Below are 13,644 nucleotides of genomic sequence, written 5' to 3'. Positions count from 1 at the left end.
GCTCAGCCCGGGAGCGCGTACGGGTCGTCGGCCGGCAGCCAGGCGTCCGCGGCGTGGATGCCGAGGTCGCCGACGCCGGCGCACAGGGCGTCGACGGCCGCCAGGACTCCGGCCCGGTCCTCGCTCTCACGCCGGACCAGGGACCAGGTCCAGTACACCTTCGGCGCGACGATCTCCCGGCGGACCAGGTCGGGCGGGAGCGGAACGGTCTGGCCCTTGGGCGAGTTGAGGACCGGGCGGGTGCAGCGGCGGACGTGGTCGAAGAAGGCGGGCCCGGTGACAGCGCCGTCGGAGATGCGCACGGCACGAGCACCGACGGCCTGTGTCAGCTCCTCGGCGTACACGTTCCAGGAGGCCCACGAGGTGACGTCGTCGCCGATGAGGACGTCGGTGTCCCGAGCCGGCAGATCGCTGGCGTCGGTGCCCTTGGCTACGGCGTACAGCCGGTCGGCGCCGAGCAGCCGGGCCCGCAGCCCGAGCCGCTTGAGGTCCTCGGTGCGCACCCAGCACACGGCGAGGTCCAGACTGCCGTCGGCGACGCGGGCGGCCTGGGTGTGGGAGGGGGCGACCCAGGCGTCCACATGCACCCGGGCCACCGCGGCCGTCCGCGAAGCCAGATCCGGGGGAAGCCAGTTGACGTAACCGAGCCGTACCGACTGCGAACCCGAAAGGCGGCCGGCCCGGCGCCTGAGGTCGTCGGCCCGCTCCAGCAGGTCTCGGATGTGCGGCAGCAGGGCGGTGCCGGCCGGGGTGAGCGAGACCGAGCGGCGGTCCCGGTCGAACAGGCGGACGCCCAGGTCCCGTTCGAGTGCCTTGATCTGCTGGGAGAGCGAGGGGCCCGCGATGAGCAGTCGCTCGGCGGCCCGGCCGAAGTTCAGTTCCTCGGCTACCGCGACGAAGTACCGCAGCTGACGCAATTCCACGCGCGCCATGCTACGCGCGCTGGGAGGCTACGCCTCTCAGCAGCGAGAAAACCGGTCGTGGCATCGATGCTGGTGACAGGCGCAGGATGAACTCACCAGCACCGGAGGGAGCACATCATGCGAGAGTTCCTCGTCCAGATCACCACTACCGTCCCCGAAGGCACGGCCCAGGAGGAGGTCGACCGGCGGCGGGCCGCGGAGGCGGTCCGTGCGAGGGAACTGGCCGCGACCGGCCATCTGGCCCGACTGTGGCGCCCCGTCGGCGAGTTGCGCAGCATCGGCGTCTGGCGCGCCACCGACGAGGAGGAGCTCCACGAGAAGGTGCTCGGCACCCTGCCGCTGCGCCCGTGGATGACGGTCACCGTCACCCCGCTGGAGTCCCACCCCAACGACCCCGGCCGGGTCGACGGGACGCGATGACCACCGCGTCTCCCTGGACCCATGTCGCCAGGGCCGGCGCCGCGCTCGCCGCGGGGATGGGCGTCGGCCGTTTCGTCTACACCCCGATCCTCCCGCTGATGCACGCGCGGGCGGGCCTGTCCGCCGGTGCCGGGGCGAACCTGGCCACCGCGAACTACGTCGGCTATCTCGTCGGCGCGCTCGCCGGCACCCTGGCTCCTGCGCTGGTCCGGTCCCGCACCGTGCTGCGCGGCTCCCTGCTCCTGCTGACCGCCACGCTCGCCGCCATGCCCCTCACCCACAGCACGGCGATGTGGGGCGTGCTGCGGCTGCTGGCCGGGGCGGCGAGTGCCCTGGTCTTCGTCGTCGCCGTCACCTCCCTGCTGCACCATCTGCGGGAACATCCGGCGCACCTGCCCGGCTGGGCCTTCGGCGGCGTGGGCGCCGGTATCGCCCTGTCCGGTCTGCTGATCCTGACCCTGCGGTCCGTCGCCGACTGGCGGGCTGCCTGGTGGGCCGCCGCCGCGCTCGCCGGGGTGCTGGCCGCGGCCTCGTGGAATCTGCGGCCAGAGGACGCGCCCGCCGCCCCGGTCTCCGGGAGTCGGGTGACGGCCCGGACCCGTCGCTGGTTCGGCGCCCTGTTCGTCAGCTACTTCCTGGAGGGCGTCGGCTACATCGTCGCCGGCACCTTCCTGGTCGCGGCGATCGGCCAGGGCTCCCCCGGCTGGGTCGGCAACGGCGCCTGGGTGCTGGTGGGGCTGGCCGCCGTACCGTCCTCGGCACTGTGGTCCAGGCTGGGGCGCCGGTGGTCCCGCCCCGGCCTGCTGCTCACCGCCCTGACGGTCCAGGCGGTCGGTATCGCCCTGCCCGCCGTGACCGGGAGTACGGCCGCCGCCCTCGGCTCGGCGGTGCTGTTCGGCGCCACGTTCCTGGGCGTGAGCACCCTGGCCCTGGCCACGGGAGCACATCTGCGCTTCCCGCGCTCCGTCGCCCTGCTGACCGCCGGATACTCCGTCGGCCAGATACTCGGCCCCCTGGTCGTCGCCCCGCTGCTGCGTCACGGCTACCACCAGGCCCTGCTCCTGGCCGCCCTTGTGGTCCTCGCCGCGGCCGCGGCCGCCGCCGTGCTGCGGATCGGCTTCCCGCACCACATGGGCGGCGACCACACAGTGCCAGTACGAATGCGACAGCGGGCGGAGGCCACACCTCCCTAGGCCCTGCCTGTCACGCCCCTGTCAGGCCGCTGCCGCGCCGAGCAGGGCCCGGCAGTTCTGCCACAGCGGGCCCAGCCGCTGGGTGTTGTTGTACAGCTTGGCGAACATCACCTGGCCCTCCAGCTGGGCCACCACCGCCCGCGCCGCCTCCCGGGTGTCGGTCACGCCGACCTCACCGCGGTCGCGGGCCTCGGCGATGACGGACTCCACCATGCCGACCTGTGCGTCGAAGATCTCCTGGAGCCGCCCACGGACCGCCTCGGTCTGGTTGCTCAGCTCCAGGGTGAGGTTCCCGAACAGACAGCCCGCCACCGTGCCGCAGCCCTGCTGCACGGCGCGCTGGCCGGCCTCCGTCTCCTCGAACAGCCGCCACAGCCGCTGGAGCGGCTCCCCCTCACCGGTCAGGGCATGCGTCCACTCGCGCTTCTGGGCCGCCCAGTGCTCGTCGACGACGGCGAGCGCGAGGGCCTCCTTGGACTCGAAGAAGTAGTAGAAACTGCCCTTCGGCACCCCGGCCGCCTTGCAGATCTCGGCCACCCCGAGCGCCGAGTAGCCGCGCCCCTCGATCAACGAGCGGGCGGCGTCGAGGATCTTGCGCCTGGCGTCACTGGTGCGTCCCATGCCACCAGCGTACGGAGGTACTAGACCGGTCGCCTAGTGATGGAGCCGTTCCCGTGGTCACAGCAGCGGGAGTCCGTCCGCCCCGCGTCGCTCGATGCGGGCCACCAGCTCCGCCGCCGACGCCTTGATGGTCTCCAGACCGGGCCGACCCCAGGGCCGCGGCTCCACGTCGACCACACACACCGTGCCGAGCGCCGTCCCCGTGCTGTCGATGAGCGGGGCGCCGAGATAGGAACGGATGCCGAACTCGTCGACGACCGGGTTGCCCGCGAACCGCGGGTAGTCGCCGACGTCTTCCAGAACCAACGCCTTGCGCCGGACCACCACATGGGGGCAGAACCCATGGTCGCGGGCCAGCTCACGGCCCAGCACCGGCGTGCTGCCGTCGGGCTTCACCACCGGCGGCGGCACGGCCGGCAGATGCAGGCCCGCGAAGAACTGCCGGTTCGCACCGATGAAGTTGACCATGGCGTACGGCGTCCCGGTGACCTCTGCGAGCCGGTCCGCGTAGGCGTCGAGCTCGGGGTCGGGACGTTCGCCGAGTCCCAGTTGGCCGAGGCGCCGGGTGCGTACGGGCACCTCCTTGTCCTCCGGCGTGAGCAGCAGACGACCGGCCGGGCGCGACGGGTCGTACCTCATGGGCGGGCTCCGTCGCTGTGGACGTGGGTCATATATGGGCTCCGTGAGGGGTGTATGGGGTTCACATGTGGGCGCCGTGGCTCGGCGCGGAGACCGGGGCATGGGCGATGAGATGGCGGACGAGGGTGAGCAGGGTCTGGACACCGGAGCTGGAGATACGGGCGTCGCAGCGGACGACCGGGACCTCCGGGTCGAGGTCGATGGCGGCGCGCACCTCCTCGGGGTCGTAACGGTAGGAGCCGTCGAACTCGTTGATGGCGACGATGAAACCCAGACCGCGCTCCTCGAAGAAGTCGACGGCCGCGAAGCAGTCCTCCAGACGGCGGGTGTCGGCGAGGATGACCGCGCCGAGCGCGCCCTCGGACAGCTCGTCCCACATGAACCAGAACCGCTCCTGCCCGGGCGTACCGAACAGGTAGAGCACGTGCTCGGGGTCCAGGGTGATACGGCCGAAGTCCATGGCCACGGTCGTCTCGACCTTGTTCTCTACACCGTCGAGATTGTCGGTCGCGGCGCTCACCGTGGTGAGGAGTTCCTCCGTGGACAGCGGCGCGATCTCGCTGACCGCGCCCACGAAGGTGGTCTTGCCGGCCCCGAACCCACCGGCCACCAGGATTTTCAGCGCGGTGGGGAAGGGGTCACAGCTGTCGTCGTAGTCCATCGAGCACTGCCTCCAGAAGAGACCGGTCAGTGGGGTTGTGGTGGAACACGGGGGGCTTGGCGGTGAGCGCCCCGCAGTCGACGAGGTCGGAGAGCAGCACCTTGGTGACCACGGCGGGCAGCTTGAGGTGCGCGGCGATCTCGGCGACCGAGACGGGTGCTCGGCACAGGTCGAGCGCCTGCGCGTGCTCGGGACCCAGGTAACCGAGGGGGGTGGCCCCGGTGGCCATCACCTGCGACAGCAGGTCGAAGGCGATGCTGGGCTCGGTGCGGCCGTTGCTGATCGTGAACGGGCGCACCAGGCGTCCGGCCGCATCGTCCAGCCATGGCCCGTCGCCGGCTGCCGCCACCCTCAAGGCCTCATCGCCGTGGGTTCGACGGCGTGCTGCCGGGGCGCGGTGACGAGGTACGGGCGGACGCTCTTGACCAGCATCGCCATCTCGTAGCCGAGTACGGCGGCGTCGGCCTCGCGGCCGGCCAGCACGGCGAGGCAGGTGCCGGAGCCGGCGGTGGTGACGAACAGCAGCGTCGAGTCGAGTTCTACGACGACCTGGCGGACGTCCCCGCCGTCGCCGAAGCGGACGCCCGCGCTGCGGCCTAGCGAGTACAGACCGGAGGCGAGCGCCGCCATGTGGTCGGCACTGTCCGGGTCGAGACCGTGGACGGACTTCACCAGTCCGTCGCAGGACAGGAGCACCGCGCTGGTGGTGTGGGGTACGCGCTGGACGAGGCCGCTCATCAGCCAGTCGAGGTCGGATACCTGGGCGGTCGGCGCATCGCTCGCCATGGTGGATCGACTCCTTGGGGTACGAAGGTCTACGGGAGCAGTGGCGGTGGGGGTGGGCGTGAAAACGGTGCTGGTCATCCGGCCGGTGCGCTCCCGTCGGGCCGGGTGGTGAATTCGGAGGTGTGCACGGGGCGCAGGGCCGGGGGGTGCGACGGGGGGCGTGACGCGGACTGGGGATCGGCCGGGTCCCCGTGCGCCCGGGTCGTGTGTGCCGAGGCCGTGTGTGCCGAGGCCGTGTGTGCCGAGGCCGTGTGCGCAGCGCCCATGTGGTCCGGGGCCGTGTGGGCCGCGCCCATGTGGTCCGGAGCCGTGTGGTCCGGGGCCGTGTGGTCCGGAGCCGTGTGGTCCGGGGCCGTGTGTGCCGCGCCCATGTGGTCCGGGGCCGTGTGGGCCGCGCCCATGTGGTCCGAGGGCGACATGGGGCTCGACGCCATGGGTTCCGACCCCATGGGATCCGACGCCCTTCGGTCCAGGGCCGATTGGTCCGGGGCTGTGTGGTCCGGAGCCATGTGCCTGGACTCCATGTGCACGGCGTCCGCACGTGTGGCGTGGGATGTGCTGCTCGCCGCGTTCCCGGACCCCTCGCCGGACCCGGATCCGTCGTCGACGCCCATGTCTGCGAGGTCCACACTGGTCAGCCCGGTATAGAAGGTCTCTCCATGCGTCCCGCCCGTCGGCTCGGTGGCTGTCGGCTCCGTCTGAGTGGCCTCCAGATGCTGCTGGGCCTCGGCGAGGCCGATGCCGCGCTGGAAGGCGGCCATCAGACCGGGGTCGTGTCCGGCCGGGACCTCGTTGTCCTGGCGAGGTGCCGGGCCGCCGCGGAGCTGGGGGACGATGTGCTCCTGGGCGCGTCGGCGCGGCAGTTGGGGTTTGCCCATGGTGCCGCGCACGGCGCCGACACGCGGGACGGGCGGGGCGCCGATGTGCTCGGCGACCGAGGGCCGGTCCTCGGGTCGGATGCCGGGCAACGCCTCGGCGGGGTTGGGCCGGGTCTCCTGGGCGCCGCGTACCGGCAGCGGCGCGGGTGCGCCCCCGTGCTGTGCGTGCCTGCGCCGCCCACCGGCGGCGGCCGCGGCCGGTCCCTGCTGCGGCCCGGGCCGTCGGTCCGCCGGCGAACCGCTCGGGGCGGCCGCCCGGTCCCCGGCTCCCGCGTCGGGTCCGGCGGCGGCGCCGGGAATCTCCTCCAGTGTCCCGGTGATGCGGGACGGGCGCGCGGCCCCGGCTCCCGGCGCACCACCCGGTGCCCCCGGTGCGCCGCCCCCGGCGCCGGCGTCGCGCGGCTGCGGTACGGCACCGGGTACGCCCGGTGCCGTACCCAGCAGGCCTTGCGGGACGACGAGGACGGCCTGGACGCCGCCGTAGATGTTGTTCTGGAGGCGGACGTTGATGCCGTGGCGGCGGGCGAGCTGGGAGACGACGAAGAGGCCGATGCGGCCGTCGGCCAGCAGGCTGGCGACGTTGACCTGGTCGGGGTCGGCGAGCAGGGCGTTCATCTTGGACTGTTCGCCGACCGGCATGCCGAGTCCGCGGTCCTCGACCTCGACCGCGAGGCCGGAGGTGACGAGGTTGGCGCGGAGCAACACCTGGGTGTGGGGGGCGGAGAACACCGTGGCGTTCTCGACGAGTTCGGCGAGGAGGTGGATGACGTCGGCGACGGCGTGCCCGCGCAGTTCGCCGTCGATCGGCGGGACGAGTTTGACCCGGGAGTACTGCTCGACCTCGGCGATGGCGGAACGCAGCACCTCGGTCATGGAGACGGGGTTGCTCCACTGCCGGCGGGACACTGCGCCGCCGAGCACGGCGAGGTTCTCGGCGTGCCGTCGGATGCGGGTGGCCAGGTGGTCGACGTGGAAGAGACCCTTGAGGAGGTCCGGGTCCTCGATCTCGTTCTCCAGTTCGTCGAGAATCGAGATTTCTCGGTGCACGAGGGACTGAAGCCGCCGCGCCAGGTTGACGAAGACCTCCAGCTTCTGTTCGCTGCCGGCCTGGCTGGAGAGCTGGGCCGCCTGCACGACGGCGGTGACGGCGCCGTCGTGCGCGCGGGACAGGTCGGCGGCGAGCAGTTCGAAGTCGTCGGCGTCCTCGGGCGGTCCACCGCGCGACTTGCGCGGGGGCGGGGTCTGGCCGCGGCGCAGCGCGTCGACGAGGGCCAGCAGTTCGGCCTCGCCGCGGGCGGTGTTGCGGCGCAGGATGCCGACGCGGTCGCTGACCGAGCGGACGGCGCGGCCCGCGGCCACGGCGGCGATCACGATGGCCGCGACCGTCACCGAGACCGCTCCGGCGAGTACGGCCAGCAGGGTGAGGCTGGGCCGGGCTCCGGTGGAGCGGACGGTGAACAGGACGGCCGCGCAGCCGCTGAGCGCCACCGCGACCGGCGGCAGCACGGCGAGGCGCATGAGCTGAGGCCGTATGTGGGTCTCGGGCAGCGCGGGAACGGGTCGGGCGACCGGACGTCCGTGCCGGCCGCCCTCACGGCGGTCGGCACGGGCGGCCGGTGCACGGAGGTGAGACATCTGCGTCCTCGTACTGGTCCGTCGGGCCTGGAATGCTCGCGCGTCTCGCGCGAGTTGGGTATGCGCCATCGCGGTGCCGGCCGAGGGGACCGCAAAGGAATTCGGCCCCGTGTCGCCCGACGGACACTCACAGTAGTCGCCAACGCATCATGTGCGGTGGGCAGTTGACAAAGTCACCCGGAGATGGTCCCGCCCTGGTATGAGCTGTCGCACGAAGGGCCGATATCCCCCTGGGCACCTCACTCCCGACCGGCCACCAACCGATCCGACCTGCTCAAAAACGGTCACAAGGAGAAGTTGGGGCCGAGACGACCGACACACCACACCTCTCCTCCATCATCGGTCCGCACACCCTCGGCCGCCCCGGCAGGACGACCGTGCGACCTGCCGCACCCCTGTCACCACCCCGCAGAACATCACTCACGGTGACGCTCCCCCCTCGGCTCGCACTGGATGAGCGGCCTGCTGCAGGGCCCGGACAGCGACATGCCGGGATTCTTGATGCGGGCGGCGAGGCAGGCGTGAAGCGGTCGGCGTGCAGCACCCGTTAGGGCCGGGAATGGGAGGGGCGGGGCCGGGTCGACGCGGGCGGTGAGCCCAAGTTCGTTGTGCGGATGGGCGACGATCTCGTACACGTGCAACAGACGCCGCTCGCGCGCATGCCAGCCCCTGGCGGCGAGAGCGGGGGCGAGCCGAGCGGCCCCGGGGGGCCTGGGCGAGCGCACTGCCGAGCCACTTGCCGTACGGCGGGTGGCGCCGGTCCATATCAGCAGGCAGAGCCGCATGAGTTCGCGGACCAGGCGGGCGGCCCGGGCCGGGGAGAGCCGGGCCGGGCCGGGGAGATCGTGGACGCCGTCGTGGAAAATGGCGCTGGCGGTGACCCCGGCGAGGAGCTGGGTGGGGATGGCGACCCGGTCCGCCGGCGTGACACCGAAACCTGGGCCGATACGGGCCGCCGAGCGCGGAGTTCCGGCGCGGCCTCCTCCGGCAGTGAGCGTACGGCCTCGGTGCAGAAGCGCCGGGACGGCTCAAGGCCCGTTGACGAAGCGGGAGTTGACAGGCGGACATGGTCAGTCCGCGTGCCCCTGCCGGGGTCGCGCAGGGGCACGCACGGCTCTTTCATGTCACCGCGACAACGGCGGCGCCCTCACTTCACCAGATCGTCCGCGTCCGGCGTCACCGCTTCGCCGACCAGGTCGAGGTCCTCCTGCCCGGCCTCACTCCGCGGCTGGACGGCAAGGCGCCACGGCCGGGCGATCGGCGCCGACACCTCGCGCCACCACGGGTCGGCGGGCACCTTCACGGACGGCTCGAAGGCCTCGCCGGGACGCGGTAGCGCCACCGCCTGGGCCGCCACGTCGCCGGCGTCCTTCGTCCACTCCCCCGGCTCGGCCCAGGCGTGCGGGGCGAGGTTGAAGGTGGCCCAGTGGATCGGCAGCAGCACTCCGTGCGGGCCGCCGCCCTGCAGGTCGAGGTGGGCCCGCATGCCCTCCTCCGGCGTCATGTGTATGTCGGGCCACTAGCCGTTCTGCATTCTCGAAGTCCACGGCGGCGCAACCGCGACTCATCCGTCAGTCACGGGTCGGCACGACGGTCAAGCCCCTTGCGGTCGTTTCGTAGCCGAGCGGGGCAGGTTCAGCCTGGGCGAGCGACTGCCCTCACCGGCTCACGAAGACCTCGACACCATCGACGACGAGGACGACGAACTGGACGCACCGCAACCTACCCAGCACGCCTGACCTGCGCGCCGGCAAACGCGTCCCAGTTTCCGGGTCGGGCAACCCTCGCGTCCCAGCCTGAGCGGGCCACACCCCGTGAGTCCCGGAGGCCATGGCCACTCCGGGGACTCATGATGCTTCAGGAAGCTCGCCTCAGCCGGTGTCGCGGGCCTGGCTGTCGTTCGCTCCTGGCGTTCGACGCGCTCTTCCAGTTCTTCGATCCGCTCCAGGGCGCGTTCGAGCCTGTACGACAGATCCGCAAGCCCAGCTTCCGCAGGGAGCTCCCGCTCGGCCACATCGGGCGACTCATTCGCCGGTTGCACTGGAACGGGCACCTGCCTTCCACTCGCGGAAGGACGGGACCTACGCGATCTCTGTTACATCGCGATCGGACGATACTCCAGCGCCTTGAGCATAACTTCCTCGTCACTCAGCTCCGCGCTCTCCCAGAACAGCAGATCAAGCCACCTAGAATAGTACGGGTATAGCTCGCGAAGCTCTGCGATCTTCGCGTCGCATTCCTCCGTCTTGAGCTCCCCGACCTGATCGCCGCAATGAGGGGAACGGCCCGCCGAAGCAGCTCAGTCCGACCCTTCTCCCGGTCGTTATCCATTGCCATAGTGGTAACCCCCATCAAGGATATTGGCATGGAACAGCGGAGTGACTACTAGAAGGTTATCCATGTCGTAGACACCGCCACCATGCTGGATAGGTGTTGCGTGATGCAGGATGAGAGTGTTGTTCCCGCCGAAAGTTTGAGTATCGCCAACATGCGGAGCATTTCCGTTCCGCATTGCCGCAGCATTCTGAGGCGTGAAGCGAGAAGACAGATCCGGGCCGTTTCCGACTGCCTCCCAGAACTCTTCTCGGAAAGCGTTGAAGCTCTTGAACTCCCTACCACGCAGCTGATCGGCAATCTTAGCCCGGAATGCGGGCAGTATTACCGGGCGTACCCCGCAGCCAGGTACCCGTAACCGTCGGCAGCGAATAGCCACCGGTCGCCGGACCAGGAGAGTTCCGAAGCTGCGTCGCGCTTCGAGAGGCCGCGATGGCAAGCGGGCAAGCCTCGCCATCGTCGTTGTGCACAAGCACAGGCAGGGTGCCTGCCTCCACATAGTACGTGTGCTACGCGACCCCTCCCCACCTGCGTTTTCGCAGGTCATGCGGTATTCAGCGGTCCGCTGGGGTGCGGGTTCGGCCGGGGTTGTTCGCGGTTGTTGCCGTCACTACTGCCGTCAGACACGGCAGCTGTAGTTCCGGTCATAGCTGGTCCTGGAGAACGTGTCGGCGCTGGTGGCAGGCTTGCGCGACGGCTTGATGGTGGCGGCGCCAGGCCATCCAGTGCAGGATGTGTTCCGTCTCCCGGACGGGTGGTTTGAGGACGAACGCCCGGAGGAGTCGGACGAGTTCGGGGCAGGTCAGCGGGACGAGTCGGGCCGGTCCTGCAGGGCCGACGGTGGTCGTGGCAGCAGCTGTGAGTGCGAGGACGGCGGCGGCGATCAGGGAGAACAGCGACCAGCGCATCCAGGAGTTCCAGCAGGTCACCTGGCCCTCGTCCAGGCCGGTGAAGGTCTTGCCGAGCTGGAAGGTCTCCTCGATCCGCCATCTGCGGCAGATCACGTCCACGAGCTGGGCGAGGGTGATGGTCCCGGGCGTCCAGCAGCGGAAGAAGGAGAGCTCGCCGGTGTACCGGTGTCGGCGGGCGACCAGGACGCTGGTGCCGTTCTCCCGGTGTCCGTCGGGGGTGTCGTCGGCCCGGACGTCGAGCCAGGCCCAGTCGTACTCGCGGGTGCCCTTCATGCCGTGTCCGGCCTGCATGCGCATCCACTGGCGGGGCAGCACCTTGTTGATCACCTGGCGGGCCTGCCACCTGCGGCCCGCTCCGTCGGTCACCACGTGCGTGTGGGACACGCCGACCGCGTAGCCGAGCCCGAACCCCCGGATTTCCGTGCGCAGTTCGCGGCCGGAGTAGACCTCGTCCCCCGCAAACCAGCGTGCCCGCACCCCCAGCTCGAGCGCGTGGGCAACCATGGCCGCGGTCTGCTGCGGCTTGGTCGCGAACATGATCTCCTCCGGGACACCGGCCGCGTCGCGGCGTTCCTCGTCCGCGGCCCAGTCCCTCGGGAGATACAGGGTCCGGTCGATCACCACCCTCGCTGTCTCGGTGACGGCGGCAAGGTGGACGGCGACCTGGCACAGGCCGACACCCTTGAGCGCGCCGGAGTACTGGCGGCCGGCTCCCACGCAGCCGGTGGAGGACTTGGCGTCACCGGTCTCGTCCGCGACCAGCACCACGTCCTGACCTGCGAGTTCCCGCACGACCAGGCGGGCGACCTCTTCCCTGGCCCGGTCGTGGTCGAACCTCGCCCTCGACAGCAGGTGCTGCAGCCGGTGCGGACCGGGATGCCCCAGCGCCTGGGCCAGCGTCAAGCAATTCCGGGTGTCCACCTCCCTCAGCAGCCCGCTGATCATCTCCGCCGCCGTCGCGCGTGTCTCAGGCCGCGCGAAGCAGTCCGCGATCACGTCCATCGCCGCCCCGAACACCCGGTCCCAGACGGCCTGGGCTATCGTGACCTCCGCGGCCACCGCTTCTTGAAACGTCGTCACAAACGTTCATGATCACGGTGGCCGTACCCATATCCTCATCCAGCCCCTGCAGGCAGCTGACCAGCGCAGACACCAGAACTACAGCTGCCGTGTCAGAGGTCCCGACCCGGCCTGGGCCTCTGGGCTACTTGAGGTGCTCGGTGAGGTCGTCCACGGTCCAGTCGGCCTGGCGGAGGATGGAGCGGAGGGTGCCGGGTGCGAGGGAGCGGTGCAGGGGCACGATGACGGTGCGGTCGTCCTTGCGATACTTGGCATGGCTGCCCCGGGTCGCGATGTGGCCGAAGCCGGCGCGTTCGAGTGCCTTGGCGATCTCGGTGCCGGACAGGCCGTGGGGGACGGCGGGGCTCATGCGACGCGGACCTCGACCGGTGCGGTGATCACGTCGGCGACGACCTCGGGGGCGGGGGCGTCCTCGAAGTACAGCTCCAGGGCCTCGCGGAGGTTGGTCAGGGCCTCTTCGATGCTCTCGCCCTGGCTGGTGACCTCGACCTGGAGACAGCGGGCCACGTACCACTCGTCCTCACGGGTGACCGCAGCGGTCAGGTGCAGTGCGCGCGTCATAGATGAAAGTGTGGCATGCCGGGCGACGCCGTCAGAAGCTTTCCGGACGCGGACCACCGCATGCGGTAAGTCTCCGGCGACGTGCGGTCGGGCGCGACTCCCCGCCGGAGGCGACGCAGGCCGCCGCCCTCGGTGAGCCCGGCGACGGACGTGAAGGGTCGGCCCCCTGGCTGGCCCGTGCCTGCGATCCGGCCGTAGGACGGTCGTAGGCGACAACTTGCTGTGCGACGTGAGGTCGCATTTTCCGAAGTGAGGTGGATTTCGTGGAGAGGTTCTGACAAAGGAATTGCCTCCGAATCAGTGTCTGGATTCGTCCCCGCACTCACATGCGTCGCTGGAAACGGCGGGGTGTGAAGCTGAGCGTTCACGCCCAAGGGGCCTCGGCCATCGAGGGCCACAGGCAAGGGGAAGGCTGGACGGGCGAACACGCGTGAACTCCTGGTTGATGCCTCGTGATATTGAACCCTGGGATGGCTGGTCTTCGCGGGGAAAGGGCCCGGTGCTGCAAGGCGCCAGCGGCTTCCGGTGCAAGCAACACCGGAAGTAGGACACCGTTGGCCCCGGGGTATAGGGAGCGCCCACCCCAGCCGCATCTTCGAAATGCGGAACACGGAAACCCTGACGGGGTCCGGATGCATCCGGTAAGCCGACCGTAAGGAAGGCCCAACTCCCCGGCAGGAACAGGATGGTCCAAGAAGCGAACGCCGGTCGGCCGAAAGGTCGGGGAATCCGGGTGGCGGCTCTCTCCGCCCACCGCCCGCCATAACTCGCCGGATACGAGCCCTGGTGGCTCGACCCGAAAGGGCGCCCACGTGGACCAGGTGAGCCTTTGAAACCCTATGCAAAGGTGCCGGAACCGAGGGATAAGTTAGATACCGGAGGCGCGCATGAGTAACACAGTGGCGTCGGGTTGCGTCCTGAGAAGTGGTGTACCGGTTCCCACCTGATCCGGGCGTTTGCCCCGGCGTCGGAGTGAGTGTCCGGATACAAGAACGGCCACCG

At 70.4% G+C, this 13,644-nt stretch carries 14 protein-coding genes and 1 pseudogene; 2 read left to right on the top strand and 13 right to left on the bottom strand.

Annotation, left to right across the window (positions count from 1 at the left end; genetic code table 11):
* Positions 1-2: 2 nt before the first annotated feature.
* Positions 3-932, bottom strand: coding sequence for a LysR family transcriptional regulator (locus tag ACZ7OO_RS35385; protein WP_471511294.1), 930 nt, complete (start codon positions 930-932; stop codon positions 3-5).
* 108 nt (positions 933-1,040) lie between these two features.
* Between ACZ7OO_RS35385 and ACZ7OO_RS35380 the strand changes: the two genes are divergently transcribed.
* Entirely contained in the window at positions 1,041-1,343 is a 303-nt protein-coding gene (locus tag ACZ7OO_RS35380) for a muconolactone Delta-isomerase family protein (RefSeq protein WP_471511292.1), read from the top strand.
* A complete protein-coding gene (locus ACZ7OO_RS35375; RefSeq protein ID WP_471511290.1) occupies positions 1,340-2,536 on the top strand; it encodes a YbfB/YjiJ family MFS transporter in 1,197 nt (398 codons plus the stop codon). The genes ACZ7OO_RS35380 and ACZ7OO_RS35375 overlap by 4 nt, the downstream gene beginning before the upstream one ends.
* A 21-nt stretch (positions 2,537-2,557) precedes the next feature.
* Here the strand turns inward: ACZ7OO_RS35375 and ACZ7OO_RS35370 are convergent, their stop codons facing one another.
* The 12 genes and pseudogenes from ACZ7OO_RS35370 to ACZ7OO_RS35315 form a co-directional block, all read right to left on the bottom strand.
* Positions 2,558-3,157 carry a TetR/AcrR family transcriptional regulator gene (locus ACZ7OO_RS35370; protein ID WP_471511288.1) on the bottom strand — a complete coding sequence of 200 codons (600 nt, stop codon included), beginning with the start codon at positions 3,155-3,157 and terminating at the stop codon, positions 2,558-2,560.
* A 57-nt stretch (positions 3,158-3,214) separates the two neighbouring features.
* Positions 3,215-3,796 carry a GAF domain-containing protein gene (locus ACZ7OO_RS35365; RefSeq protein WP_471511286.1) on the bottom strand — a complete coding sequence of 194 codons (582 nt, stop codon included), beginning with the start codon at positions 3,794-3,796 and terminating at the stop codon, positions 3,215-3,217.
* Between the two features lie 61 nt (positions 3,797-3,857).
* Positions 3,858-4,457 carry a GTP-binding protein gene (locus ACZ7OO_RS35360; RefSeq protein ID WP_471511285.1) on the bottom strand — a complete coding sequence of 200 codons (600 nt, stop codon included), beginning with the start codon at positions 4,455-4,457 and terminating at the stop codon, positions 3,858-3,860.
* Positions 4,435-4,806 (bottom strand): DUF742 domain-containing protein, encoded by a 372-nt coding sequence (locus tag ACZ7OO_RS35355; protein WP_471511283.1) that lies wholly within the window; start codon positions 4,804-4,806, stop codon positions 4,435-4,437. The genes ACZ7OO_RS35360 and ACZ7OO_RS35355 overlap by 23 nt, the downstream gene beginning before the upstream one ends.
* Before the next feature lie 2 nt (positions 4,807-4,808).
* Positions 4,809-5,243, bottom strand: a complete 435-nt coding sequence (locus tag ACZ7OO_RS35350; protein WP_046728213.1) for a roadblock/LC7 domain-containing protein — start codon at positions 5,241-5,243, stop codon at positions 4,809-4,811.
* Positions 5,244-5,317: 74 nt separating this feature from the next.
* Positions 5,318-7,756: a sensor histidine kinase gene (locus tag ACZ7OO_RS35345; RefSeq protein ID WP_471511281.1), complete on the bottom strand. Its 2,439-nt coding sequence runs from the start codon at positions 7,754-7,756 to the stop codon at positions 5,318-5,320.
* Positions 7,757-8,903: 1,147 nt separating this feature from the next.
* Positions 8,904-9,275, bottom strand: a pseudogene (locus tag ACZ7OO_RS35340) (MBL fold metallo-hydrolase); the annotation flags it as partial.
* Positions 9,276-9,904: 629 nt separating this feature from the next.
* Positions 9,905-10,087, bottom strand: a complete 183-nt coding sequence (locus ACZ7OO_RS35335) for a hypothetical protein (RefSeq protein WP_471511279.1) — start codon at positions 10,085-10,087, stop codon at positions 9,905-9,907.
* Entirely contained in the window at positions 10,080-10,547 is a 468-nt protein-coding gene (locus tag ACZ7OO_RS35330) for a hypothetical protein (protein WP_471511277.1), read from the bottom strand. Before ACZ7OO_RS35330 ends, ACZ7OO_RS35335 begins: the two co-directional genes overlap by 8 nt.
* A 187-nt stretch (positions 10,548-10,734) precedes the next feature.
* Entirely contained in the window at positions 10,735-12,081 is a 1,347-nt protein-coding gene (locus ACZ7OO_RS35325; protein WP_471511275.1) for an IS701 family transposase, read from the bottom strand.
* A 124-nt stretch (positions 12,082-12,205) separates the two neighbouring features.
* Positions 12,206-12,430, bottom strand: a complete 225-nt coding sequence (locus ACZ7OO_RS35320) for a type II toxin-antitoxin system HicA family toxin (RefSeq protein WP_030735403.1) — start codon at positions 12,428-12,430, stop codon at positions 12,206-12,208.
* Positions 12,427-12,642, bottom strand: a complete 216-nt coding sequence (locus tag ACZ7OO_RS35315; protein WP_471511273.1) for a type II toxin-antitoxin system HicB family antitoxin — start codon at positions 12,640-12,642, stop codon at positions 12,427-12,429. The genes ACZ7OO_RS35320 and ACZ7OO_RS35315 overlap by 4 nt, the downstream gene beginning before the upstream one ends.
* Positions 12,643-13,644: the final 1,002 nt, after the last annotated feature.

This window comes from Streptomyces sp. NPDC111744 (assembly GCF_055634995.1).
Note: the sequence above shows the minus strand (reverse complement) of the source record. Positions and strands in the feature narration are given on the sequence as shown.